Origin of the sequence: Streptomyces sp. NPDC005794 (assembly GCF_042871445.1) — a bacterium.
Classification (GTDB): domain Bacteria; phylum Actinomycetota; class Actinomycetes; order Streptomycetales; family Streptomycetaceae; genus Streptomyces.
Genome location: NZ_JBIAIN010000006.1, coordinates 1 through 24,846, shown reverse-complemented (window position 1 = coordinate 24,846; position 24,846 = coordinate 1). Strand labels below are relative to the sequence as shown.

Annotated in this window: 18 protein-coding genes; 6 read left to right on the top strand and 12 right to left on the bottom strand. The window is 70.3% G+C overall.

The genetic code is table 11. The features are described 5' to 3' along the window. Position 1: 1 nt before the first annotated feature. From ACFYQ5_RS11515 to ACFYQ5_RS11505, 3 genes are all read left to right on the top strand, one after another. Positions 2-1,816, top strand: coding sequence for a 1-deoxy-D-xylulose-5-phosphate synthase (locus tag ACFYQ5_RS11515; protein WP_389196460.1), 1,815 nt, complete (start codon positions 2-4; stop codon positions 1,814-1,816). Then, positions 1,813-2,964, top strand: a complete 1,152-nt coding sequence (gene ispG, locus ACFYQ5_RS11510) for a flavodoxin-dependent (E)-4-hydroxy-3-methylbut-2-enyl-diphosphate synthase (RefSeq protein WP_389196458.1) — start codon at positions 1,813-1,815, stop codon at positions 2,962-2,964. Before ACFYQ5_RS11515 ends, ispG begins: the two co-directional genes overlap by 4 nt. A gap of 356 nt (positions 2,965-3,320) precedes the next feature. Further along, a complete protein-coding gene (locus ACFYQ5_RS11505; RefSeq protein ID WP_389196457.1) occupies positions 3,321-3,977 on the top strand; it encodes a response regulator transcription factor in 657 nt (218 codons plus the stop codon). Here ACFYQ5_RS11505 and ACFYQ5_RS11500 read toward each other — a convergent pair. The 10 genes from ACFYQ5_RS11500 to ACFYQ5_RS11455 all read right to left on the bottom strand — a co-directional run bounded on the left by ACFYQ5_RS11500 (position 3,957) and on the right by ACFYQ5_RS11455 (position 16,765). Continuing rightward, a complete protein-coding gene (locus ACFYQ5_RS11500) occupies positions 3,957-4,772 on the bottom strand; it encodes a hypothetical protein (RefSeq protein WP_389196455.1) in 816 nt (271 codons plus the stop codon). The two genes, ACFYQ5_RS11505 and ACFYQ5_RS11500, sit on opposite strands and share 21 nt — an antisense overlap. 68 nt (positions 4,773-4,840) lie before the next feature. After that, positions 4,841-6,034 carry a hypothetical protein gene (locus ACFYQ5_RS11495; protein ID WP_389196453.1) on the bottom strand — a complete coding sequence of 398 codons (1,194 nt, stop codon included), beginning with the start codon at positions 6,032-6,034 and terminating at the stop codon, positions 4,841-4,843. A gap of 2 nt (positions 6,035-6,036) precedes the next feature. Continuing rightward, a complete protein-coding gene (locus ACFYQ5_RS11490) occupies positions 6,037-6,426 on the bottom strand; it encodes a limonene-1,2-epoxide hydrolase family protein (RefSeq protein ID WP_389196452.1) in 390 nt (129 codons plus the stop codon). 2 nt (positions 6,427-6,428) lie between these two features. After that, positions 6,429-8,219 carry an FAD-dependent monooxygenase gene (locus ACFYQ5_RS11485; RefSeq protein ID WP_389196450.1) on the bottom strand — a complete coding sequence of 597 codons (1,791 nt, stop codon included), beginning with the start codon at positions 8,217-8,219 and terminating at the stop codon, positions 6,429-6,431. Between the two features lie 43 nt (positions 8,220-8,262). After that, entirely contained in the window at positions 8,263-8,478 is a 216-nt protein-coding gene (locus ACFYQ5_RS11480) for a ferredoxin (RefSeq protein ID WP_389196448.1), read from the bottom strand. 23 nt (positions 8,479-8,501) lie between these two features. Next, positions 8,502-9,677 (bottom strand): cytochrome P450, encoded by a 1,176-nt coding sequence (locus tag ACFYQ5_RS11475; RefSeq protein ID WP_389196446.1) that lies wholly within the window; start codon positions 9,675-9,677, stop codon positions 8,502-8,504. Between the two features lie 38 nt (positions 9,678-9,715). Continuing rightward, positions 9,716-10,732 carry a polyprenyl synthetase family protein gene (locus ACFYQ5_RS11470; RefSeq protein WP_389196444.1) on the bottom strand — a complete coding sequence of 339 codons (1,017 nt, stop codon included), beginning with the start codon at positions 10,730-10,732 and terminating at the stop codon, positions 9,716-9,718. A gap of 136 nt (positions 10,733-10,868) precedes the next feature. Further along, on the bottom strand, positions 10,869-12,887 hold the full coding sequence (locus tag ACFYQ5_RS11465) for a tryptophan 2,3-dioxygenase family protein (protein WP_389196442.1): 2,019 nt from the start codon (positions 12,885-12,887) through the stop codon (positions 10,869-10,871). A gap of 27 nt (positions 12,888-12,914) precedes the next feature. Further along, positions 12,915-13,904, bottom strand: coding sequence for a polyprenyl synthetase family protein (locus ACFYQ5_RS11460; protein WP_389196440.1), 990 nt, complete (start codon positions 13,902-13,904; stop codon positions 12,915-12,917). Positions 13,905-14,020: 116 nt separating this feature from the next. Continuing rightward, positions 14,021-16,765 carry a LuxR C-terminal-related transcriptional regulator gene (locus ACFYQ5_RS11455; protein WP_389196438.1) on the bottom strand — a complete coding sequence of 915 codons (2,745 nt, stop codon included), beginning with the start codon at positions 16,763-16,765 and terminating at the stop codon, positions 14,021-14,023. Positions 16,766-16,939: 174 nt separating this feature from the next. Here ACFYQ5_RS11455 and ACFYQ5_RS11450 point away from each other — a divergent pair, with 174 nt between their 5' ends. Next, positions 16,940-19,717, top strand: coding sequence for an AAA family ATPase (locus tag ACFYQ5_RS11450; RefSeq protein ID WP_389196436.1), 2,778 nt, complete (start codon positions 16,940-16,942; stop codon positions 19,715-19,717). A 64-nt stretch (positions 19,718-19,781) separates the two neighbouring features. Beyond that, entirely contained in the window at positions 19,782-19,913 is a 132-nt protein-coding gene (locus ACFYQ5_RS11445; protein ID WP_389196434.1) for a hypothetical protein, read from the top strand. On the opposite strand, the gene ACFYQ5_RS11440 is transcribed toward ACFYQ5_RS11445, so the two are convergent. Both ACFYQ5_RS11440 and ACFYQ5_RS11435 read right to left on the bottom strand, forming a co-directional pair. After that, positions 19,897-21,321, bottom strand: coding sequence for a non-reducing end alpha-L-arabinofuranosidase family hydrolase (locus ACFYQ5_RS11440; protein WP_389196432.1), 1,425 nt, complete (start codon positions 21,319-21,321; stop codon positions 19,897-19,899). The genes ACFYQ5_RS11445 and ACFYQ5_RS11440 overlap by 17 nt on opposite strands. A 246-nt stretch (positions 21,322-21,567) precedes the next feature. After that, positions 21,568-23,208 (bottom strand): glycoside hydrolase 43 family protein, encoded by a 1,641-nt coding sequence (locus tag ACFYQ5_RS11435; RefSeq protein WP_389196430.1) that lies wholly within the window; start codon positions 23,206-23,208, stop codon positions 21,568-21,570. A gap of 750 nt (positions 23,209-23,958) precedes the next feature. On the opposite strand from ACFYQ5_RS11435, the gene ACFYQ5_RS11430 reads away from it, so the two are divergent. Next, positions 23,959-24,351, top strand: a complete 393-nt coding sequence (locus ACFYQ5_RS11430; RefSeq protein ID WP_389196428.1) for a hypothetical protein — start codon at positions 23,959-23,961, stop codon at positions 24,349-24,351. Positions 24,352-24,846: the final 495 nt, after the last annotated feature.

Sequence of the window (24,846 nt, the reverse complement as noted above, 5' to 3'; positions counted from 1 at the left end):
CATGTCATTCTCTGTGCTCGGCCGTATCGCCGGCCCCGAGGACCTCAAGAGACTGCGTCCGGATCAACTGCCCACGCTGGCGCGCGAGATCAGGGAGTTCCTGGTCGAGAAGGTCTGCGCGGCCGGCGGGCATCTCGGCCCGAACCTCGGTGTGGTGGAACTGACCATCGCGCTGCACCGGGTGTTCGACTCCCCCACGGACCGGATGGTGTTCGACACCGGACACCAGTCCTACGTCCACAAAATACTCACCGGCCGGCAGGCCGCCTTCGACTCGCTGCGCGTGGCCGGAGGCCTGTCCGGCTATCCACTCCGCGAGGAGTCCGAGCACGATCTCGTGGAGAACTCGCACGCCTCCACGGCACTGTCCTACGCGGACGGTCTGGCCAAGGCCCACCGATTGCTGGGCGAGGACCACCGTCGCGTGGTCGCGGTCACCGGGGACGGCGCGCTGACCGGCGGCATGGCCTGGGAGGCCATGAACAACCTCGGCAGCGGCGCCGGTCCGGTGGTGGTCGTCCTCAACGACAACGGCCGCTCCTACGACCCCACGATCGGCGGGCTGGCCGTACACCTGACCGCCCTGCGTGCCGGTCCGCACCAGGGCCCCAACCTCTTCGAGACCATGGGCTTCACCTATCTCGGCCCCGTGGACGGGCACGACATCGCCGCCGTCGAGCAGGCGTGCCACCGGGCGGCGGAGCTGGACGGCCCCGTCGTGGTCCACTGCGTCACCGAGAAGGGCCGGGGGTACGCCCACGCCGAGAACGACGAGGCCGACCGCATGCACGGTATCGGCGCCATCGATGCCGCCACAGGCAAGTCACGGGGCGGCTCCGCCCCCTCGTGGACCGGCACGTTCGGCGGTGAGATGGAGCGGATCGGTGAAGCGCGGCCCGACGTCGTGGCGCTGACCGCCGCGATGCTGCGACCGGTCGGTCTGCACCGGTTCGCCCAGCGCTTCCCGGACCGGGTGTTCGACCTCGGCATCGCCGAACAGCACGCGGTCACCAGCGCCGCGGGGATGGCCATGGGCGGCCTGCACCCGGTGGTCTGTCTGTACGCCACGTTCCTGAACCGGGCCGTGGACCAGATCATGATGGACGTGGCCCTGCACGAGCTGCCGGTGACCTTCGTCCTGGACCGTGCGGGCGTCACCGGCCCCGACGGACCCAGCCACCACGGCATGTGGGATCTCGCCCTGCTCGGTACGGTGCCGGGCATGCGTGTCGCCTCACCACGCGACCCCACCCAGCTCGCGGAACTGCTGGACGAGGCGCTGGACACGAGGGACGGCCCCACGGCGCTGCGCTTCCCGAAGGGCGGTGCGGGCCCGGAGATTCCCGCTCTGAACCGTATGGAGGGTGTGGACATCCTGCACCGCACCCGGTCCAGGCCGCTGGACGTCCTGCTCGTCAGCGCCGGCGTGCTCGCGGGCGCCGCGCTGCAGGCGGCGGAGTTGCTGGCCGACGAGGGCGTCGGGGTCACGGTCGTCGACCCGCGCTGGGTGCTGCCGGTCAATCCTGTCCTGACCCATCTGGCCGCCCGGCACCGGCTGACGTTGTCCATCGAGGACGGGGTGCGCAGCGGAGGGGTGGGTGCGGCACTGGCCCAGGCGTGCGCCGACGCCCGGGTGCCCACACCGGTGCACGCTCTGGGGCTGCCCGGCCAGTTCCTCGACCACGGTGAACGACCGGCCATCCTCGCCGAACACGGTCTCACCGCACAGTCCATCGCCGAAACCGCGCTCGCCCTGCACAACGCGGCGGCGGCACCCCACGCACCCGCACCTCGTCGGGAGAGGACACCACGGTGACCCAGGTAGCACTCGGAATGCCCACCGCACCGCCCGCCACGCTCGCCGACCGTCGCAAAACCCGCCAGCTGGCGGTCGGAGCGGTCGGGGTGGGCAGCGACCACCCCGTCTCGGTGCAGTCGATGACCACGACCGTCACGGCCGACGTCAACGCCACCCTGCAGCAGATCGCCGAACTCACCGCCGCCGGCTGCGACATCGTCCGCGTCGCCTGCCCGAGCGCGGACGACGCCGAGGCGCTGTCCACGATCGCCCGGAAGTCTAAGATCCCGGTCATCGCCGACATCCACTTCCAGCCGAAGTACGTCTTCGCGGCCATCGAGGCCGGCTGCGCCGCGGTGCGTGTCAATCCCGGCAACATCAAGAAGTTCGACGACAAGGTGGGTGAGATCGCCCGCGCGGCCAAGGACCACGGCACCCCGATCCGGATCGGGGTCAACGCCGGGTCGCTGGACGCCCGCCTGATGCGCAAGTACGGGAAGGCCACCCCGGAGGCGCTGGCCGAGTCCGCGCTGTGGGAGGCGTCGCTCTTCGCGGAGCACGACTTCCACGAGCTGAAGATCTCGGTGAAGCACAACGACCCCGTGGTCATGATCCGTGCCTACGAGATCCTCGCCGAGCAGTGCGACTACCCGCTGCACCTGGGCGTCACCGAGGCGGGGCCGGCGTTCCAGGGCACCGTCAAGTCCTCCGTCGCCTTCGGTGCGCTGCTGCGCCAGGGCATCGGTGACACCATCCGGGTCTCCCTCTCGGCTCCGCCGGTGGAGGAGGTCAAGGTCGGTTCCCAGATCCTCCAGTCACTCAATCTGCGGCCCCGCAAGCTGGAGATCGTTTCCTGCCCCTCGTGCGGCCGGGCGCAGGTGGATGTCTACAAGCTCGCCGACGAGGTCACCGCCGGCCTGGAGGGCATGGAGGTTCCCTTGCGGGTCGCCGTGATGGGGTGCGTCGTCAACGGCCCCGGGGAGGCGCGCGAGGCCGACCTCGGAGTGGCGTCCGGCAACGGCAAGGGGCAGATCTTCGTCAAGGGCAAGGTCATCAAGACCGTTCCGGAGCATCGCATCGTGGAGACCCTCATCGAGGAGGCACTGAATCTCGCCGAGACGATGGATCAGGACACCGGAGGCTCCGTCACGGTCGTCACTGGCTGAATGAGGGATTCCCCTGGGGGGAACAGAAACAAGCAGGCCACCCGACTCCCCGAAGTGGACCGCAGTAGGGTCATTGACGTCGCCTTTCGGACTAACAATGACCATACTCGGCCACATTCGGGGAGTTTTGACGTGATCACAGTGAGTGTGCGCACCTCCCTCGGCGGCCCGCGCGCCCGGCCCTGTGGCCTGGCGACTCCGCCCCCTCATCGTTTCCGGCCACACTGAGCGGACGAGGCCGCACAAACGGAGGAATGGCAAAAAAGCGACACCGGTCCGGGCAGCACCACGCCTGGAACCGGACACGGGGAACGAACGCTCCGCCTGCTGCGCTGCTTATTTCCTGGAGGCCTGCCATGATCGCCAACACCAGAACCGCCGAGACCGCGAAACGTCCGGTGAAGACACTGGTCCGGGCACCGGATCCGCTGACGCATTCGACGGTCAGCAGTCAGCTCGGCGCCGCGCACAACATCGAAGTCGTCACGGTGGACCACCCCGGTCCGGCAGACGTGGCCGTGGTCGTGACCGAGCGCATGACTGTGGAAGTGACGTCGCTCCTGCGCAGGTTCAAGAACTCCTTACGCGTACCGGTGGTGCTCATCCCGTCGGAGATCGACCATGCCGACCTGTTGACCGCGGTGGAATGCAACGTGGTCGCGGTACTGCCGCGGGTCGCCGCCACCAGCAGCCGCATCGAGGAGGCGGTGCTGACCGCCGCGGCCGGCGGGGGTGTGCTCCCCGCGAAGCTGCTGGGCGAACTGCTCCGGCAGTTCGAGCGGATGCAGCGTGAGGTCCTCTCACCGCACGGCCTGCACACCTCCGGGCTGACCCCCCGGGAGATCGATGTGCTGCGGCTGATGTCGGAGGGCCTGGACACCGCCGAGATAGCCGTCCGCATGTGCCTGTCGGAACGGGCGGTCAAACGCGTGGTCTTCGGGGTCACCCAGCGCCTGAATCTTCGTAACCGGCCCCACGCGGTGGCATACGCACTACGCAGTGGCGTCATCTGACCGGGGGCCGACGCCCGCACGAGGCGCCGGCCCGGTACCGGAACCCGTGGTCGAGGATCCTGCCGGAGCCTCGGTGACGGCCGCCGGCGAACGAAAGGCCCACGGCGGCCGTCCCTCCCGGCGCATCGCCCTGTGCAACAGCACCACATAGGCGAGGTCCAGAACCACGTAGGTCGGAACCAGCACCTGGAGCAGGTGGTGGGAGGGGTAGACGACGAAGGCGGTCAGTCCGGCGAAGAGCGACCCCACGGTCTTCGCGACGGCGATGTACATCGACTGTCCCGCACTGGACCCGCGCCGCTTGAGCAGGAAGATGAACGAGGCGCTCAGCGGTACCTGGATGATCATTCCGGTGTACATGCCGTCCAGGTCGCGGAACTCGTTCGCCCCGACCATGACGACCACCGACGCCCACACCAGCACACCGGCGAGTGTCCACCGGAAGACCCGCGTCGACAGACCGGGGTAGTCGCGCGGCCCGTACCGCAGCGCCTGACGCAGCAGGACGACGTTGAAGACGAGCCAGAGGAAGTTGATCTGCCGCTGGGTCGGTGTCTGTTCCAGCAGGAAGGTCAGGCTGAACTCCCAGGCGATGTTGACCGCCACCAGATAGGCGGGTATTCCCACGTACCGGTCCCGGGACGCCTGCCGGATCGCCAGGATGTACGTCACCAGCCAGCCCAGCGCGGTCGGCCCGGCGACCGCCGCGAAGAGTGCGTCCGGAACGTCGGCCGCCCCCACCGTGACCGGTGCGACCTCCGACATCGGGATGAGGAACGGGGGCAGCCAGACCATGGAGAGTCCTCGTGGGTGGGGTGCGGCGGACAGGCTCGAACGGGCAGGACGGGAAAGCAGGAGACGGGTCAGAGGCTGGGCACGATGGGCTCCATGCCGAAGAACGACCCGCCGTACAGCTCGTGGCCGACGTGCACGTTGAGCATCGCGTGGCGGGCCGCGGTATTGGCGTCCCGCCAGTACTGCTGCAACGGGCTCGACTCGGCGAACGACCCCGCACCGTGTGCCCACAGCAACTCGTCGAGCGCGGTGGTCACCAGGCTCACCGCCTGGCCGACGTCGCCCCGGATGCGCAGGAGTTCGCTGTCCGGCAGCGAGACGGCTCCGTACGCGGCCTCGTCGAGCGCGGTCGCCGCCCGGCTCACGTGCATCTCGGCGGCGTCGATCGACAGAGCCGTCCTGCCGAGTGAGGACACGAAGGTCCGTGAGTCCGTCTGGCTGGTGTACTTGGTGGGCGCGATGCCCCGGGTGGGCGCCTTCTCCACGACGAAGGCGCGGGCCGCCTGGCCGGCGCCGAGCACCACGGAGGCGCAGACGACGGCCATGGCCGCGATCGCCGCTGTGCGGAACAGCGGCGGCAGGCCGGCGTCGGTGGCGTTCTCCCGCCCGCGCTGCACCTCACCGGGGATCACCCGGTGCTCGGGAACGAACGCGTCCCGGAGCACGGCGGTGTGGCTGCCGGTGGCACGCATGCCGACGGTGTGCCAGGTGTCCTCGATGGTCAGGTCCGCGACGGGCACCAGCACGGAGAGCCCGCCGACGGGCTCCCCGTCAGCACTCAGTTCTCGGGCGACCAGGATCGCCCAGTCGTCGTGAAGGATGCCGGTGCCGTACGGCCAGGTGCCCGAGAGCAGATAGCCGCCGTCGGTGCGTACCGCGGTGCCCGCTGCCGCGAAGATCGAAGCCAGTTTGGCGCCGGGGTTGTCCCCGAACACCTCGTCCCGCGCCGCCTGCGGGAACTTCGCGGCGAGCAGGTTGGAGCCGTTGATGTTGTTGACCACCCACGAGGTGGACGGGCAGTAGTGGGAGAGGGCCTTGGCGACCTCGCTCATGGTCCGGACGTCGGCCTCGAGGCCCCCGTAGGCCTTCGCGGTCCAGATCATGCCCAGTTGTGACTGGTCGATGGCCCGGACCGTGGTGTCGGGCAGCCGCCGCTCCCGCTCCCCCTCGGCGACTCCGTCCGCGAAGACCGGTCCGAATTTGTGGACCCTGTCCACGAGTTCGGACCGCAGTTCCGTCGAGTCCGTTCGGATGTCTGTCATGGTCACCATTCCGGGCTCTCGGTGATGAGGTGGGTGAAGTCGAAGTAGTCCCGCCATGCGCTGATCCGGCCGGCCCGCAGTTCGAAGGCCCCCATCACCCTCAGGTTCTGTGCGATGGGGGGGCCGTCGGCGCGGAGCATGTTCTCCATGCGCTCGGTCAGGACGACGTCCCCGACCGTGGCCATGTGCCGGAATCGCACCTCCAGCCGTGCGAAGTCGGGCGGCATGAGTGCGAGGATCTCCGCCCTGCCCCGGCATACCGGGGAGCCGGGGTTCTCCCACACGCAGTCGTCGGTCAGGTAGCCGTCCACGGCGGCGCGGACATCGGACGGGGCCGGCCCCATCGACGTCAGGAAGTCGTGGACGAGACGCTCGCCGTCGGTGGAAGGCATGGTCAGCTCCCGCTGTTCGTCGCGCCGGACCGGCCGAGCACGTGGTCGAACACCGCGTCGAGTTCCTGGTCGGCGTGCCGGCTCCCCTGGACACTGCGCCAGGCGACGTGCTGGTCCGGCCGTACCAGAACGGCGCCGTCGTCCTCGATGCCCCGCACCACTGTCCAGGCACCCTCGGCGTCCCAGTGGCCCACCGCATCGGGCTCGCTGCCGATGGGCACCACGGTGAGCGCCACTCCGTGGGTGTCCGCGACCTTCTTGGCGGCGGCCGCCCAGCCCTCGCCCAGCGGCCCGGTGATCAGTACGAAGCCGCCGGCGCCACCGACCAGGTCGTGTGTGGAGACCCGGTCGTCGCCGTGCCGCAGCCACGCGTGCGGGAGCCGGTGCCCCGGCCGGGTCGTCGGACGGTAGACCGCACCCATCGGGTCCCGGGGCGGCGGCGGGGTGCCGTCCGGGAGCACCGCGCCGGCCACGTAGTGGTGACCCAGCTCGATGTCGTGCGCCTGGTACTCGATGCGCTGAGTGCCGAACGCCTCCCGTACCACGGCCCGCCGGGTCTCGCCCATCGGTGTGCCGGCCAGCAGTTCGCGGATGCTCGCCTCGGTGGCCTCCGGCTTCCCGTGCGCCATTCCGAGGGACGCGAACAGGATGCCGTAGTTGAGCAGACAGCCCATCGCCCAGCCCACGTTCCGTCGGGCGACGGGCAGCCGCTCCGCCTCGTAGGAGTCGAGCAGCCCGTCGCCGGCCCGGCCGTCGAGCACGGCCCTGAGCTTCCAGGCGAGGTTGTGCACGTCCTGGATCGCCGTGTTCAGGCCGCCGCCGGCGGCGGGTGGCTGCCGATGCGCGGCGTCGCCTGCGAGGAGGACGCGGCCGGACCGGAACGACCGGGCCACGACGGCCTCCGGCCTGTACTCGCTCACATGGTGGATCCGTACGCCGAGGTCCTCCGGCAGTTTCAGCAGTCCCCGCACCCGGCCCGTGATCGCCTCCGCGTCGAGGTCGCCCGCGGCCGTGCCCGGGGGCACCCGGAAGTGCAGGGCCCATTCCTCCGACGCGGAGCCCCAGCCGGGCCCGGACGCGACGAGTACCGATACCTCGCCGTCAAGGCCGAAGATATGGGTCATCAGCACCGAGTCGCTCCACCAGCGGGAGAGGTCCGCGCTGAAGTGGACCGAGATGATGGTGAACCCGCCGCCGGCGCCGTCCATCGGGATGCCGAGCGCACCGCCGACGGTCCTGCCGCCGTCGGCACCCAGCAGATACCGGGCACGGACCGTGCCCACCTCACCGGTGACCCGGTCGGTCACCCGCGCCCGGACCCCGTTCTCGTCCTGGGTGAACTCCTCCATCTGATGGTTGAACAGCAGACTGGACGGATCCCGTCGCTCCGCGTGCCGGCGCAGCAGCGGCTCGAGCCGGTGCTGCGGAAGGTTGGTCGAGGGGCCCGTGCTGTCGGCGGCGTAGGGGCCGGCCGTGGTGCCGCCACCGAAGGCATCCATCCGGTGCAGCTCCCGCCCGTCGACGGGGCCGTCGCCGCCCAGGGAGGTGCGCCAGACCACCTCGCTCATGTTCGGGAGCGGGCAACTGATCCGGTAGACGTCGTCGGCGATGCCGTGCTGCCGGAATATCTCCATGGTGCGCTGGTTCAGGTAATGCGCCCTGGGCAGGACCGACGTCGACTCGCGACGCTCCACCACCAGGTGGCGCACCCCCACGTCGGACAGGAAGACCGACGCGGCGAGTCCACAGCCACCGCCGCCGACCACGAGAACGGGCACTTCTACGTCAAACATCGCTCTTCCCTCGAACTACGGACGAAATTACTGGCCGAGTGGGTCACTCGTCGTGAGCCGACGTGTTCTCGTGCAGGACGATGACCGAGGCCGGGCACCGCGAGGCTGCTTCCCGGACCTGCACGTGCTGGTTCTCCGGCGGCATCGCGTCGAGCAGCGTCACCCTGCCGTCGTCGTCGTTCTGGTCGAAGATCGCCGGCGCGTACAGCGCGCAGTTCCCGATGGCGCGACATCTGCTGTCGTCGACTTCGACCTTCATGCCCGTCTCCCGCCCGCCGCGGGTCACCAGGTGACCGGCAGGGCGTTCACGCCGAAGACCAGCGCGTTGGTGCGGTACTCCAGCTCGTTGTGCGGGACCGCCGAGCGCAGCGTGGGAAACCTGGTGAACAGGGCCGGCAGTGCGACGCGCAGCTCCATGCGCGCCAGTTGCTGGCCCAGGCACTGGTGCGGGCCGAAGCCGAAGGTGAGGTGGCGGTGCGGGGGCCGGCGCACGTCCAGGGTGTCCAGGTCCTTGTGGTCCCCGTCGGCGGCGAGGTCCCGGTTGGCGGCCAGTACGGACGCCACGACGTGCTCGCCCTCCTTGATCTCCTGGTCGCGAACACAGATGTTCCCTGCCGCCTGGCGCGGCAGGATGGTGGCCGGGGCGGTGTACCGCAGCAGTTCCTCGACGGCGTTGTCGGTCACGGAGGGGTCGTCGCGTACCGCCGCGAGCTGCTCGGGGTGCTGGAGCAGCAGGGCGACGCTTGCCGAGAGGGTGTTGGCGATGGTCTCGTGCCCGGCGATGAGCAGCATGTTGCCGATACCGGCCAGTTCCTCGTCACTCAGCTGGTCGCCGAAGTCCCGCACCACGCGGCCGAGTACGTTGTCGCCCGGGTTCTCCCGGTGCTGCGCCACGAGTCCGGCCATGTAGGCCATCATCTCGGCGGCCTTCTCCATCTGGACTTCACGGCTCTGCCCGAAGTCCAGCGCGAGAGCGGTACGGCGCTGGAACCCTTCGCGGTCGGTATAGGGCACGCCCAGCAGTTCGCAGATGACGAGCGTCGGGATCGGGGTGCTGAAGACCTGCACCAGGTCCGCGCCCGGGCCGGCCTCCTCCAGCGCGTCCAGCGCGGAACCGACCACGGCCTCGATGCTCGGCCGCAGCTCGCGCGCCCGCCTGGTGGTGAATGACGCGGTCAGCATGCGCCGCAGCCGGGTGTGGTCGGCGCCGTCGTAGCTCAGCAGGTTGCCCGGCTGGTACGGCATGGAGCCGCCCATGCGCAGCCGGTCGTCCGCGAGCACGTTCTTGACGTCCTCGTAACGGGTGACGACCACCGCGTCGAACTCGCCCAGCATCGGGCTGGGCACCTTGACGCGGCTCAGCTCGTCGTCCTTCTGCGCGTCGTACAGCTCGGCGACGGGGGCGAACGGGCATGCGGCGGCCCGTCCGGCGATGGGGATGGTCCTCGACTCGGTCACAGGATGACCTTTCTGGTCATGGGGAAGTGGACGTTCATCTACAACCGCCTGCCCACGACGAAGCCGGCGACCTCCTGGAGCTCGCCGCGCACCTCGTCCGGGATGTCGACGGCGGACAGGCACTCCCTCGCCGCGGCGATCTGACGGTCCGCCTCGTTCCGCGCCCAGTCGCGTCCGCCCGCCCGTTCCACGAGCTCGGTGACGCGTCGGACATCGGATTCGGTCAACGGCTCCGGGCGCAGATACAGGGCGCGCAGCTCGTCCGTCCCGGGCGCCTCGAGCGCCGCCACCACGGGCAGGGACTTCTTGCGGACCCGCAGGTCGGCCCCCACCTGTTTCCCTGTGCGTTCCGGGTCGCCCCAGATACCCAGCAGGTCGTCGACGCACTGGAAGGCGAGCCCGACGTGTTCGCCGAACGCGCCTAGCCGCTCGATCAGGTGCCGTTCGGCGCCCAGCAGGTCGGCACCCAGCGCGCAGGCGCTTCCGAGCAGGGCGCCGGTCTTGCCGCCGGCCATCCGCACGCACTCGGCGAGGGTCACGTCCTCGCGTCGTTCGAACTCGGCGTCGGCGGCCTGGCCGTCGATCATCCGCTGGGTCGCGGTCATCAGCGCCAGGGTGGCGGAACGGGCGCCCACGTCCGGCGCGCTGATCAGTACGGACGACGCCGCGGTGATCAGGGCGTCGCCGGCCAGGATGGCGCTCGGCACACCGAAGACGGTCCACGCCGTCGCCCGGCCCCGCCGGGTCTCGTCGCCGTCCATGATGTCGTCGTGCAGCAGGGAGAAATTGTGCACCAGCTCCACGGCCACCGCGGCGGGCAGGCCGTCCGCGGCCGCGGCGCCGGCCGCCCGGGCCGAAAGCAGCGCCAGGGTGGACCGGACCATCTTGCCGCCCCAGGTGCCGGTGGGCCGGCCCTCGGCGTCCGCCCAGCCGAAGTGGTAATGAGCGATCCTGCTCATCTCCGGACCCAGGTGCAGATCGACGGCGTCGCGCAGGGCGGGTTCGAGCAACGTGCGGCCGGTGTCGAGAACGGTGGTCAGGCTTCGGATCGGCATCGTCGTCATGAAGTCCACCGGCCGTCCGCACGACGGAGGGGGAACCGGGGCCCGGTTCGCCACCGGCCCCTTCCCGGACGATTCGGGAGCACGCTGGTGTGTCGCATGGTGCACCTTCGCTGTCGGCTCGTGATGGTCACGGAGTGGGTAGGTCGGGCGAGGTCGGCCCGGGCGGCGGGCTCAGCAGGGCCCGCCGCAGCACCTCGGGGGAGGTGACGAGCGTGCGGGGCGGAGCCAGCAGGAAGAGGACGTCACGGTTGGCGCTGCACACGGCCGGGTCGTGGGGCACATGAGCGCGCACGCGGTCGAGGTACCGGTTCAGCAGCCGGGCGACGGGCCCGGACCGCACCGCGTTACCCGTGACGCCCGGCATCGGACTGTCGGCGCCCGTCGCGACCTCCCACGCCGAGCGGGAGGAGCGCAACACCGCCCGTTGCAGGGCGTTGGCCGAGGAGGCGCGGTTCCCGGCGAGTGTCTTTCCGAGGGCGACCGCGTTCAGGGCGGCGACGGACAGGCCCTGTCCGTAGACGGGGTTGAGCGCGCACACCGCGTCCCCGACGACGAGCAGGCCGGTGTGGCCCCGTCCCAGACGGTCGTAGCGGCGGCGCCGGTTGGAGGTGTGCCGGTAACCCACGGGCCGGCCGACCGGACGAGCCGAGCTGAGCCACTTGTGCGGGGCGGAGTGCGGCAGTCCGCCGGCGAAGTCGACGAAGTCCTCGGTGCCGCTGGGCGGCGCCTGGTCGCGCGGCCCGGACAGGGTGACCATCCAGCGGTCGCCCTCGGCAGGCAGGATGATCGCGCCGAGCGGCTGGCCGGCGTCGGGCACGATGTAGAAGCCGCTGAGGTCCTCGGGCGGGTCATCGGCCTGGAAGACGCAGGTGGCGTACGCCCGTCCGGTTTCCACGAGTTCCTCGGCCGGCGCCGAGGCACCCATGGCGGTCAGCCACGCCGGGGTGTGGCTGCTCCGGCCGGTGGCGTCCACCACGAGGTCGGCCTCGATCTCCTGCCGGGTGTGGGGGTCGCCGCCCCGGTCCCGGACCGTGACGCCGGTGATGTGTCCGGGCCGGCCGAGCAGGCCGGTGACCTCGACGCCCGTGCGGACGTGGATGCGGGAGCCGTCCAGGACACGTCGGCGGATGTGGTGCTCCAGGAGCGGACGGGACGGGGTCATGATGGGCTCGGACGGGTTGCGGCGGGATATCCACTGCCCCGCCTGCCACACTCCGAGGTCCCCGGGCACCGCCAGCCGCGGCGCCCCCGAGTCCACCAGTGCGGGCAGCAGACCGGGCAGCAGTTCGTCCAGGGCGTTCATGCCGCTGGTGAGCAGGACGTGGGTGTGGCGGGACTGCGGCACACCGGCGCGGGGCGCCGGGGCGTCTTCGTACCGGTCACGTTCGAGTATCGTCACCCGTTCCGCGTGGTCGGCCAGGACGTGTGCGGTCAGCAGCCCCGCGACACTGCCTCCCACCACGACCACGTGTCCCAGTCCGGACCGTCCGGCCGGTGCGGGCAGCGGCCGGCTGTCGGTGACGTCCTCGGTCTCCGTCCGCCCCTGCGACCCGGCGGGCGACCCCCCGGCGCCCGCCGGTTCGTCCGTGGAGGTGTTGTCCAGCCGGGCGGCCAGAAAACGTATCCCGGAGGTCTCGGCCGAGCCCGGCAGGTCGCCGAGCATATGGGTGACCAGTTCCAGGTGGGTGCGCCGCCAGCGCCGTACGGCGTCGTCCAGTCCGGTCAGCCGCTCGGAGCCGGCCGACGGACGGGCCTCACCGCGTTGCGTCAACTTCCGTACCAGGCCGAACAGTTCATGGAACTGCTTCGACTGCAATCCGCTCGCCGTGCCGAACCGGTCCCGGAAGAGCATGAACTCCTCCCGCAGCAGCGTATGGCGCAGCAGCGTCAGCTGTCCCTCCAGGGAGTCCACCAGCCTCGTCGCCCGTTCCACGCGCTGGGTGTAGCACTGCCGTTCGCACTGGTCGGCGTCGATGTGCCGCAGGTCGACCAGAACCTGGCTGAGCAGGGTCTCGGATGCCTGGTGCACGACGATGAAGAGACGTTCGCTGTCACTGAGGTCCTGCTGTACGGACGGTGTCAGCGGGCTCTGCAGGGTGAGCAGTTCGTCGAGGTGCAGATACGTCGCATAGTTCGGGGGGGTCATCGGCCCAGCTCCTCGGATTCGGTCCCGCTAAACCAGGCGCCCCGGCACGGTGAGATCGGCCAGCGCGTCTCGGTGGACACTGGGCGGAAGGACCTCCAGCGCCGTGGCGGCCGTCTCCACGTAACGGTGCGATGCCGCGCGCGCCGCCGGCACGCCGTCATGGTCGTGGACGAGTTGCGCCATGGCCTCGTAGCGCTCCTCGACCGGTACGGCCGTGTCGGCGAGCAGCAGCTCGATGCTCCGGCGCTGCGCCACGGAGGCACGTTCGTGGGCGAGCAGCACGGGCAGGGTGGGCCGGCCGTTGCGGACGTCGGAGACGTTCGGCTTGCCCGCCCGCGTGCCGTCGTAGGCCATGAGATCGTCGCGGATCTGGTAGGCGATGCCCAGTCGGTCGCTGTACCGGCTGAGCGCCTGCAGGACCTTGTCGTCCGCGCCGCCCAGCGTGGCGCCGACGCCGCAGGCCATCCACAGGAGGGCGCCGCTCTTGTCCGCGATCATGCCGAGATAGTCGTCGACGGAACAGATCTCACGGCTCATCCGGATCTCCCGGATGGCCGCGTCCCCGATGCGCAGGCCCGCCTTGGAGAGCACCACCAGGGCTTGCGCCACCCGTTCCGCGGGCGCGCCGGCGTCCTGGCATTCGGCGAGGGCTGCGAAGCCGTGGAAGAACAGCCCGTCCCCGCCGACGATCGCCGTCGGCTGCCCGAACACGGTGTGGGCGGCGGGCTTGCTGCGCCGCTCTCCGTCGTCGTCGATGATGTCGTCGTGCATCATCGCTCCGACCTGGACGCACTCCACGGCTACCGCGGCGGGCAGAACAGTCGCTATGTCACCTCCCACCGCGAGGCTGGAGTGGGTCACCAGCCAGGGCCCCATCATCTTCCCGAAGGGCACCAGTCCGTAGCGCACTACTTCGTCGAGGCCCGAGACGTCGTCCGGCCACCGGCCCTCGACCTCGGCCCCCACAATCGCTGCCAGTTCGCGATCGGCGACCTGCGGCACATCGATGTCGGTCATGCGCAAGACGTTAGGCATGCCGTACCTGGCTGTCGTCACCGCTGATCCGCATGGGCCCGAGTGGGACCGCACTTTGGCATCTTCGGCCCCGGCAGCCGGGCGGGCCATGGCGGCTCTCAGGTCGTGGTGCGCGTGAGGCGGCCGCTCAGGCTGGCCGCGGCCAGCTCGACCCGTGAACGGTATCCGGTGCGAGCGAACAGGCGAGTCAGGTAGTTCTCCACGGTCTTTTCACTGAGCTGGAGGCGCAACGCGATCTGACGGTTGGTCAGACCCTCGCCGATCAGCTCGATGATCCGCTGCTCGGTGACGGCCAAGGCGTCACGCCGACCACGGGCGCGCGGGGCGGGGACGCCGCGTTCACGGGTAACCACACGGACGCGTTCGAGGAGCACCGACGCACCACACCGCGTGGCCAGTGTGTGGGCCTCCCGCAGCCAGGGCCGCGGGTCCTCGGCGAACCGGGCGACGGCCAGGCAGGATTCCAGCAGTGCGGGCAGGTCCCCCCTCTCGCGCGTCAGGTCGGTGGCCGACCGGGCGTCCCCCAGGTCCCGGCGTACCAGGCCGCGCGCCAGCAGAAGGCTCTCCCGCACGTCCGCACGGTCCTCCTGGGGGAGCAGCTCGATCTCCGCCAGCAGTTCCGCGGCGCTCTCGTGGTCGTCACTCAGCACCGCGATCCGCACCGCCCGCGACAGCAGGGAGCACAGACCCGCTTGCGCTCCGGCCTGGCGCAGCCTCGGTCCGGCGAGCAGGGCCATCCGCACCGCCTGGCTGTCGTCGCCCGTCCTGGCAGCCAGGCCGACGCGCACCCAGGTCCGCATCACCGCGAGCCTGCGGGCCGGTGCCGCGGCGGCCAGCCACTGGGCGGCCTGCGCGAACTCGCCGCGGGCGGCGCACATGTCCGCGGCGAACAAGCGCGCCGCGTGGTGCGCCAGCGTGTCCTCGGTACCGGACAGTTCCAGTTCCCGGACCGCGGACATGGCCTGCGTCCAGGCGGCGTCGGCGTATCCCCGTACCACCCGGTGGTAGGCACCGAGTACACCGGTCACCGGCACCCGGTAGTCGGCGCCGATCACCAGCCGGGCCACGTCGGCCATGTCGGCGACCGAGGCGACCTGGTGCAACCGGTCCAGCTCCGGGGAGGGCGCGGTGCCGCCCGAGCGTAGCCAGGCCCGCTCGCAGGCGTCGACGTCACCGCAGAGCGCGGCGCTGAGCAGGTCCGTCCGCCCGGCCCTCGTCCCGGCCCGCACCGCGGCCGGGCGCACCGGCTGACGCGCGCCGGGAGCGAGGCGGCGACCGAACCACCACTCCGAAAAGGCGGTGGGCCCACGGTCCGGGACAGTGGGCCCACGGCCTGGGAACGGTGCGTCCAGCAGCGACCGTACGGCGTGTTCGGCGGGCGGCTCGCCGGTGTGCAGGGCGACGAGGACGGCGGCGAGGCGGATCTCCCCCAGGGAGTCTTCGGCGCAGCCGTGCTCCGCGTACCGGGTCAGCACCTCGCGCAGCAGCTCGTACCGGCCTGTCCGGACGACCAGGAGGAGAAGTCTGCACAGCGTACGGGCGTGTTCGCTCTCCTTCGGCGGCAGGTGGCGCAGCGCGGCCGAGTACCACAGGGCGGCGCGGTCCGGCTCCTCCTGCTCGGCGGCAGCGCTCATGGCGAGCAGCCGGTCGACCGTGTCGTCGTCGAGCGCCACGGCCGCTCCGCCGCGCGCGATGTGGTCGGCGAGCGCCCCGGGGTCGGCCCCGCCGTGCCACCGGTGCCGGGCCAGCAGCCGCTCGGCGATCGACGCGTGCAGCGCGATGCCGTGACGGGCGCCGAAGCGGCCGGCCGCGGTGGCCGCCAGGGCGGGGCACCGGCAGGAGATCCGGCCAGCCGGGTCGGCCGTCAGCACCCCCGCCTCGATCAGCAGATCGAGCAGCCGGCCGTAGTCGACGGGGTCGGCCCCGAAGGTCTCGGCGAGCAGCGGCAGGTCGTCCATGCCGAGGCCGTCCAGGACCGCGACCGCGCCCAGGAGCTGAACCGCGGGATCGCCCAGTGCGGCCGCACGGCGCAGGAGCGGGTGGTCAGCCGGCAGTGCCACGGGCTCCGACGGCGCGCGCAGGCACAGCCGGCCGCGGAAAAGGATGAGCCGGCCGCCTCTGCGCAGCTCGTCGAGCGTGCCCAGGACGGTCCCCGGGTTACCCAACAGCGGTCCCAGCGCCTTGCGTAGAGCGGCCGGCACCCCCTCGTCCAGGCGTGCTCCCGCCGCCCGGCGGACCAGGGACTCCGCGACGTCGTCGGCCAGCGGACCGATCGTCATCACCTGGTCGGCTTCGGTCAGCAGCTCGGCGATCCCCGCGTCACGCTCGGCGCCCTCCTCACAGGTCGCCACGACCAGGCAGCCGGACCGGCGGGCCGCGCTCAGCACCAGGGCGGGCTCGGCCACCGCGTGCACGTCGTCAGCGAGGACCGCGACGCGTTGCTGCCGGCCGATGGTGTCGAACAGACTGCCCAGCGCGGCAAGCATGGACGGCGTCCATCCGCCACCGTCCCGCCCGCCCCCGTCACGTAGTTGGGCCACCGTACTGAGCGCCTCGGTCAGCCCGGGCTCCTGTAACTGCTCGAACTGCTCGCGCACGGTGCGCACCAGGGCGGCGAGGGCGAACGTGCCGTCGCCGCTGTCCGGACCGGCGCCCAACCGCAGCGGCAGGACCCTCACACCCTCCGACGCCAGCAGCCGGCCCACCGCGTCCAGCATCGTCGTCCTGCCGATACCGGCCGGTCCCTTGAGGACGATCAGGCGTCCGTCGTCGGACGCCAGCGCCGCGCGAAGTGCCGCCAGTTCGCGATCCCTGCCCCGCACTGCGGCACGCGCTCGGGCCACTGGCCGCCTCCCTTGGGACGCCTTGCGCGGCAGCGGCCCGCAGGGCCGCCGTACCCGGCCTTCTGCGACCAACTCCGGCCGATGGGCGCCCTGTTCGCACCAAAACCAACTCTGACCACCAATCATATACTTTTCGACGGCCATCGGGCCGGACCCTGTGGGCATACTGGGAGCATGATCGTCAACTGGCGCGGAGCGCCCGACGCAGCGAGGTCGGCGCAGGCGCCATTCGGCCGTGACGCAGTCGTGGCGAGGGTCGTCGGCCTGTCTGCCTCACCGGACTCGGCACCGCTCGTCCTGGTCACCGGTCCCATCGGCATGGGGCGCAGCTCGTTGGTGACCGCCGTTCGCGACGAGCTGGCCGCGCGGGGCTTCACTCCCCTGACCCTCCGTGTGGCCCGCAACGAGCGGGACCGCCCCTACTCCTTGGTCTCCAGGCTGTCCGCCGAACTCGCGGTCCTCTACCGGGGCGTCGACGTCAGGCGTACGGCGAAGGCCGCGGCCACGGCGCCCCTCGCGGAGATCGGCCGGCAGCTCGCCGCCGAGCTCCGGTCGGCGCTCACGGCGGGCGACAAGCTGACGGTGCTCATCGACGACGCGCACTGGACCGATCCTGGTTCCCGCGCCGTGTTGCTCTCACTCATCCGCGCGTTGGGCAGGGGCCCGGTCACGTTCGTCTGCACGGTGCGCCCCTCATCGGCCGACCCGGCGGGCGACCGGGCCGCGCTGGAACAACTGCGGGCCTCCTCGCTCGCCGAGGTGATACCGCTGCGTCCGCTGCGCGAGCGGGAGGTCGGCGCGCTGATCGCCCGGAGGTTACAGGCCCGGCCGACGGCAGCGCTGCTCTCCTATCTGCAACGGGAGTGCCGCGGCAGACCCGCCGCCGTACTGGCAGCCCTGGAGGGGCACCAGCGCACCGGAGGGCTGTACGTATTCGACCGGCACGTCTATCTCACGTCGCCGGACCGGCCGCCCGAACTGCCCGTCGACCTGCCGCCGATCGAGTACCTGCGCCGGCTGGGCGGTCTGGTCTGGCCGGTGGCCAAGGCGGCTGCGGTGCTTCTCCCCCTGGGCGGCGCGGCTGCCTGGCTGATCGCCGAAGCGGTGAACCGGGGCGAGGAGGAGGTTCGCGGCGCGCTGTCGGAGCTGTGCGTCGAGGGTGTGCTCCGGCAGGGACCGGAAGAGGGGCACTGGCGGTTCCGGCTGCCACTGCTCACCTCCGCGCTGACCGGCTGTCTCGGGCCCTACGAGCGACGCAGGCTCGCCCAGCTGGCGGTCACCGCGATCTGGGCGGGCGAGGCCTACGCGGATGACCGGTACCTGGCCGATCAACTCGTAGCGGCGGGACGCTTCGTGGACTCGCAGCGGGCGGCCGGTGAACTGCTCGCCCGGGGCACCGCCGTCATGCTGGACGACGGATACTCCGCAGAGCGCTGGCTGCGCGCCGCCGTCGAACTGATCACCGAGCCGCGGCAGCGCGCTCGGGCACTGGTCGCGCACGCCGCCACCTGCTGCCTCCATCTGCGGTTCGCCGAGGCCGTCGACAGCGCGGGGAAGGTGCTGTCCGAGCACGCCCGGCACGTCGACTCCGAGGCGCTGTTCGAGACGGAGATGATCTATGTCGTCGCGCTGGCCGGAACCCTGGAAACGGCGGCGCTCACCGAATTCTGCGACGGCAGCTGGCGCTCGATGCCGGGCGGGGAGTTACACCGCGTCCTGACCCGGTGCGTCGCGCTGTGCCACCTGGACCGGTGGCGGGAAGCAGACGAACACCTGGCGTCCCAACGGCACATCTGGCAACGAGACAACGATGTCGTCGCCGCGTTGGGTCTGCTCATCAGCGAGTGCGTCGGGGCGTTCCTGGGCCGGACCGAGCCGTTCGACCAGGCCGTCGCCGATCCACCGGGATGGGCCCTGTGGGCGTCAGGGACGCAGTACCGCTTCGAGCGGCTGTGGCAGTTGGTCCGGACGCTGATGGCCTTCGGCGAGCTGGACCGCGCGGAACGGCTGCTGACGGCTTACGAACTGCCCTCCACCTACCGGACGGTGCCCGACCAGGTGGTGGCCGACAGTCAGGGCGGCCACTGGGACCGCGCACTCGACCTGGCCCGGCTGGGCCTGGCCACCGGCCTTTCCATCGGTTACGTTCCCAGCCACACCCTGGTGTCCCGGGAGACGAGCATCGTGCTCGGCGCGCGCGGCCGGCTCACCGAGGCCCGCTCGGTGATCGAACGGGCGCGCTCCGTGCAGCCCGTGATGCTCCACCTGCTGGCCGTGCCGGAATCCCTCCTCGACGAGGCCCTGGGCTCCACCGAACGCGCCCGCCACGTCATCGCCGATGGTCTGGCTCAGGCCGTCGAACGAGGCCTGGTGGTCGGCACCGACGTCCTGTGGCTGAGGGCGGCCGAGCTGGCACTGGCCCACGGGGACCTGACCGCGGCACAGCGGTGCGTGAACGAGACGCGCAGGACAGCCGAGCTGATCGGCACCGGCCGGGCCCGCGTGTGCCACCTGCTCGCCACCGCGATGGTGCACCGCGACCGCGCCGCCGCTGCGGAGGCGGTCCAGCTCGCCCGGCAGCGCGCCCAGCCGCTGGAGCTGGCCACCGCGATGACCATGGTGGCCCGCCACGCAGTGGCCGACGCCGAGCTGTTGCACGAGGCGTACGCGCTGTACGGCGACCTGGACGCGCTGCTGCGCAGGGCACAGCTGCGAAACCTGATGCGCGAACGCGGCGTCGCGGTGCCGCAACGAGGCGTCGTCATCGCGGAGAACGAGCGGCTGCTGGCCACCTTGGTGACCGAGGGCCTGACCAACCGCGAGCTGGCCGCCGTGCTGGGCGGCAGCGAGAAGAGCGTGGAGAGCCGGCTGGGCAGACTCTTCAAACGTACCGGCTACCGTTCCCGCGTCGAGCTGGCCACGGCGATGCTGACGGACGAGTACCGCCCCTGAGCCGGTACGGCCACGTCGTGGACGACACCTGCCCCGTCCCCCATGAGCGATGGGGACGGGGCAGGTGACCGGCTCAGGTGTGGCCGGCTGCGGGGCGGACGACGAGGGCACGGACGTCCACCTCGGCGGGCTGGTCGACGGCGACCCGATGGCCGCGCCGACGGACGAGGCCGGGACGGTCAGCGCTGCAGGGTGAGGACACCCGGCCGCCAGGGCAGTTGGTTGTAGTCGCCGCCCACGTTGGGGTCCTTGCCCTGGTAGAGGAACTGCAGGTTGCAGGGGTCGATGGTCATGGTCTGGTCGGGGTTGTTGCGGACCAGGTCACCGTGGCTGATGTCGTTGGTCCAGGTGGCACCGCTGTTGGCCTTGCCCGCGAAGGGGTTGCTCTCGCCGGCGGCCTGCGGGGTCCACGAGCCGCTCAGGCTGGAGGCCGTGAACGAGCGGAAGTAACGCCCGTTCGCGCCCATCGCCTCGACGATCATGAGGTACTGGTTCTGGCCCTGGACCTTGTAGACCTGTACGCCCTCGAACAGGTTGGCCTTCGTGTCGCTCATGATCGTCGTGTACGACGAGCCGAAGTTGCCCGGGAAGTTCCCGATCGGCATGCTCGCCCGGTAGATCTTGCCGTTGTCACCGGCGAAGAACAGGTACATGTTCTGGCCGTCGGCGATCAGGGTCTGGTCGATCGGGCCGGTGTCGGAGCCGGAGATGCTCCCGGTGAACAGCGGCTGCGGAGAGGACCAGCCGTTGGGGTTGGTGGGGTCGCTCGACGTGCGGTAGATGAAGGGCCACGAACCCCACTGGTACGCCAGCACCCAGATGTTCTTGGGCGCGAAGTAGAACAGCGTGGGCGCCACCGTGGCCTGGTTCATCCCGGTCTGGCGGGCCGACGCCATGTCCGACCAGTTCGTGAAGGGACTGAACATCATCGAGCCGTACGACGATCCCGACACGTTCGACGCGTAGACCAGGTGCTTGCCGTTGTGCGTCACGGTGGTGAAGTCCTTCACCGCGGCCCACCCGTTCGCCGGCTGCGCCAGCACACCCGTCGACGTCCACCGGTACGCCGACGGAAGAGAACACGCGCCGTCCGTCGGCGGCGTCCCGGTCAAGCCGGTCCACTTCTGGTTGCTGCCACCGTTGCAGGTCCCGATCTGCACGGTCGTGCCGTTGGCCGTACCGGCGCCCGTGGCCTCCAGGCACAGCCCGGACTCCACGCCGACGACCGTGCCGTCGGAGTTCATCCGCCACTGCTGGTTCGCACCGCCGGAACAGGCCCAGATCTGCACGCGGGTACCGGCCGCGGTGGCGTGACCCGGAACATCCAGGCACTTGTTGCCGTACACGGTCAGCTGGTTGCTGTCCGTCAACGTCCACTGCTGGTTGGTCCCGTCCCAGCAGTCGTGGATCTGCGGGTACGCGCCGTCGGTCTGGCTGGCGCCCGGCACATCGAGACACCGGTTCGAACCGACACCGCGCAAGGCGCCACTGGTAGCCGCCTGGGCCGGGGTGGCGACCAGCATCGCCGCCAGCGCGGCCAGGGCCGCAACCGCGGCGACGAGCACCCCGGACGGATGCCTGCGACTGAAACTTCCTTTGTGCATAGGGACTTCCCCAACCTTGAGTAGGCGGTTCCGGCCGGCCTCGTCAGAGGCCGGCCGGGCTGTCGGTGCAGTGCGGTGTGCAGCGGTCCGTGAGCACCACGGCAGACCGCTTGTGTCTTCCCGGTCCTTCGCGAGCTTCCGAAAGACCGGTGGCGCTCGGCGCCTTCGGGCCGCCTGGGCGCCCGGGGTGGAGGTTTGGACGGCGACGGGTGAGCCCGATGGGCGGCCGACCGATATCGGTTCGGTTCAGGGCGTGGACAGCTCGAACCGCGTGACGCGGACCGAGCCGCCCAGCGCCCGGGTGGCATGGTTGAAGAGGGCGAACCTGTATCCCATGAAGAACCGCCAGTCGTTGCCCATGGAGAAGTCGGGTCCGAGCCGGGTGAACGTGATGCCGTCGGTGCTGTAGGAGAAAGTCCCCGGACGTGCCGCACCGGGGCGGATGTCCGCGCTCACGCGCAGCCGGATGCGACTGCCCGAGACGGCCGCGCTCGCGAGCTCGTGGCCGGTGCCGGTGGTGTTCCAGCTGCTGTCCATGGTCAGCCCGCCGACCATCACCACCCGTGTGACGCCGCCCTCGCGCTTGACACCGATCCACGCGGAGGAGTCACGCAGCAGCGCGAGTCCGGCCCGGTCGCCGTCCCTCATCGCGGAGTGGTCGAGCTCGACCGTGGCGGTGGAGGTGGGGCCCTGGATGCGATGCGTGAGGGTGTTGCGGGCCCAGTACAGGTCGTCGGTGACCGTCGCGGTGCGCAGGGTCAGACCGTTGTCGACCGACCACATGGTGTCGTCCGGGTTGTGGTTCCACTCCCACCTCGGTTTGAGGGTCGTGCCGTCGAAGGTGTCGACCCCGGTCATGGGGGTGACCTGACGGGGAGGCGCCGGCACGGCCGGGCTGGGATAGGAGGTGCCCCATGCGCCGTTCACCAGTTGGACGACGGGCCAGCCGTCCCAGGTCCAGGTGACCGGCGCCAGGGCGGGCACCCGGCCGCCGGGGTAGGCGTCGACGAATGCCAGGTAGTACCAGGCTCCGTTCTGCGTCTGCACCAGGCCGCCCTGGTGCGGGACACCTCCGCCGGGGATCGGCCCGCGCAGATCGAGGAGCACCTGCCGCATCGTGTACGGACCGAAGGGGCCACCCGACGATTTCAGGATGTACTGCCCGTTCGCGGGGCGGGTCAGGAAGATGTAGTACTGCCCGTTGATCTTGTAGAACCGGGCGCCCTCAAGGGTGCCGACGTTCGACGGGGTCGTGAACACCTGCTGCGTCCGGACCTGGGTGCGGCCGTCCGGGGAGAGCTGGGCCACGCTGATCGTCGAGTTGCCGTACGCCACGTACAGGGTGTCGTCGCTGTCGACCAGCAGCCCCGCGTCGTAATAGGGCGTACTGATCGTCGTCAGCCGGTTCCACGGCCCCTCGACGGCCGTCGCGGTGTAGATGTACGTCCGGGCGAAGTCGATCTGGCCCAGCCAGTAGAACGTCCTGTTGCTCGGACGGTAGGCCAGCGAGGACGCCCAGATCCCTCTGACATAGCCACGGACCCCCTTCAGGTCGTACTTGTCGCCGAAGTCCAGGACCGGCACCGAGTGACCGGCGATCTCCCAGTGCACCAGGTCGTACGAGCGCAGGACGGGCGCACCCGGCGAGTAGTGCATGGTCGAGGCCGAGGCGTAGTAGGTGTCTCCGACGCGGATGACGTCGATGTCCGCGAAGTCCTGCCAGATCACCGGATTCACGTACTCCCCGGCGGCGGCGCGAGCCGGCCACCGGGCGGGATCGGCTACGGCGCGGGATGCTCCCGCCAGTGGGAGGACCGCGCCGGCGGCGAGGCCGGTGGTGGCCGCCAGCGCACGGCGACGGGAGAAAGATTGACGAGGCCATGACATCCACATGCGGCAGGCTCCTTGCGACTCGACGGTTCGGGGGGACCCGGAGATGCCCTGCTGTGCGATGGAGCGACTCCGACCCGTTCGTGATTTCGAACAAGCGTCGAAGTGTCGACCACCCTGAATGATAGGGAACCGCTGAACGACGTCAATACCTCTCGCATGTGTCGCTACAGAAGACGAAATATTTCGCAGGCGCTATGCGTGAGATCGGTGCCGTCACACCATCAAATAGCTGGGCTACACCACCACTTGACGCCGGAGCGGAGCGATCTCGCGGACGACTTCGGTCCCGGTCGACCACACCCCCAGCATCCGTGGCCCACCGATTTACCGAACGGCATCAGAAATTTCGGGCCTTCATCAGGAGGACAGGAAAGGAGTCTCGAGCACCCGGACGATCTCGGCGGACGACCGCTCCGCCTCCTCGCGACCACCGTGCTGACGGTCGCGTCCGCGACCACCTGCTCCCGCTCGCGCACTCCCCGAAGGACCGCGTCCTCACGGACATCGCATGCGCCAAGTCACCCCATCGGCTTGTGCGGCAGCATCTCTCCGGACAGTCCCGCTCCAGCCGCAACGCGGCTGAAAATCAAGGCACGCTCCGTCAGGTACGGGGTCAAAGTCAGGTACGGGGTCAAACGCGCACGCGTGGCGGAATGCCCGAGAGCGGCACCCGCGAGTATGTGACCCACGCGCCCCCTGCATCGGCGAAGGCACGACATCAACCATCCCTGAGGGAGCTGAACCGTGACCTCCCACCACGGCATCTTCATCCACCCCGGCCACCCTGCGGAGACCCTCGTCGGGGACGTGGCGCTGGCCTGCGGCGAGAAGCTGCGGCCCACCGTGAACGGGCCCGCGGACTACATCGCGAGCCTGAGCGACGCAACACTTGAACTAGAAATGGAACATGACTATGAGGAAGACAAAGGCGTCCCGTTCAAGCACTACCAAGTCGTCCTGACCGTGCGGGACTCCGACGGCGACAGGGAGCGGGAGGGAGTCACCGCCCGACAGATCTTCGGCGAACTCGCGGTTCTACGGCGGTACTGGCTGGTCCTCGTCTTCGACCTCCAGGCAGTCATCGACACGGCTGCTCCGCCTGGACAGGAAACGTTCCCCTCTGCCAGAGGTCACTGACGAATTCGGATGGGCGACTGAGCAGTGGGCGGTGTTGCAGCCGTTACTGCCGAAGGGGATGAAGGCGGGTGGATCACCCGGGCGGCAGGCAGTGACGTGTCGGCTACCCGGACGACGAGGGCGCTCAGAAGGTCACCGAGACTTGCCTGATCGCACAGGCCGAACAGCAGTGATTACCAACGGTTGGGCAGCTCGCGCCGCCGCCGGGAGGAGTTCCTCGCCTCCAAGCCGAGGGTCCGGCCCGCACGACCCCAGCCGGGGAGGTCCGTGAGGTTGAGATCCCGATTCGAGCGTCATACGAGCGTCAAGAACCTCCGAACGAGACCCTGAAGGCGTCGCCGACTCAAGCGACTCCCTGATGAATTCGCAGTTCAGGAGGCTTCGAGGGTCAAGTTGGGCACTGAAGCTTCCCCTTGATCGTGAACACCTGGAAACTGGGACCTGAGTGGTTCCAGAGGAAGCAGTGACCAGGTGGCAAGCAAGTACCAGAAGCGG

What these genes read in the sequence shown, in the direction of transcription:
- ACFYQ5_RS11515 (WP_389196460.1), top strand. Translation starts at nt 2, where the DNA reads ATGTCATTCTCTGTGCTCGGCCGTATCGCCGGCCCCGAGGACCTCAAG.
- ACFYQ5_RS11505 (WP_389196457.1), top strand. Translation starts at nt 3,321, where the DNA reads ATGATCGCCAACACCAGAACCGCCGAGACCGCGAAACGTCCGGTGAAG.
- ACFYQ5_RS11500 (WP_389196455.1), bottom strand. Translation starts at nt 4,772, where the DNA reads ATGGTCTGGCTGCCCCCGTTCCTCATCCCGATGTCGGAGGTCGCACCG.
- ACFYQ5_RS11495 (WP_389196453.1), bottom strand. Translation starts at nt 6,034, where the DNA reads ATGACAGACATCCGAACGGACTCGACGGAACTGCGGTCCGAACTCGTG.
- ACFYQ5_RS11490 (WP_389196452.1), bottom strand. Translation starts at nt 6,426, where the DNA reads ATGCCTTCCACCGACGGCGAGCGTCTCGTCCACGACTTCCTGACGTCG.
- ACFYQ5_RS11485 (WP_389196450.1), bottom strand. Translation starts at nt 8,219, where the DNA reads ATGTTTGACGTAGAAGTGCCCGTTCTCGTGGTCGGCGGCGGTGGCTGT.
- ACFYQ5_RS11480 (WP_389196448.1), bottom strand. Translation starts at nt 8,478, where the DNA reads ATGAAGGTCGAAGTCGACGACAGCAGATGTCGCGCCATCGGGAACTGC.
- ACFYQ5_RS11470 (WP_389196444.1), bottom strand. Translation starts at nt 10,732, where the DNA reads ATGCCGATCCGAAGCCTGACCACCGTTCTCGACACCGGCCGCACGTTG.
- ACFYQ5_RS11465 (WP_389196442.1), bottom strand. Translation starts at nt 12,887, where the DNA reads ATGACCCCCCCGAACTATGCGACGTATCTGCACCTCGACGAACTGCTC.
- ACFYQ5_RS11460 (WP_389196440.1), bottom strand. Translation starts at nt 13,904, where the DNA reads ATGACCGACATCGATGTGCCGCAGGTCGCCGATCGCGAACTGGCAGCG.
- ACFYQ5_RS11450 (WP_389196436.1), top strand. Translation starts at nt 16,940, where the DNA reads ATGATCGTCAACTGGCGCGGAGCGCCCGACGCAGCGAGGTCGGCGCAG.
- ACFYQ5_RS11440 (WP_389196432.1), bottom strand. Translation starts at nt 21,321, where the DNA reads ATGCACAAAGGAAGTTTCAGTCGCAGGCATCCGTCCGGGGTGCTCGTC.
- ACFYQ5_RS11435 (WP_389196430.1), bottom strand. Translation starts at nt 23,208, where the DNA reads ATGTCATGGCCTCGTCAATCTTTCTCCCGTCGCCGTGCGCTGGCGGCC.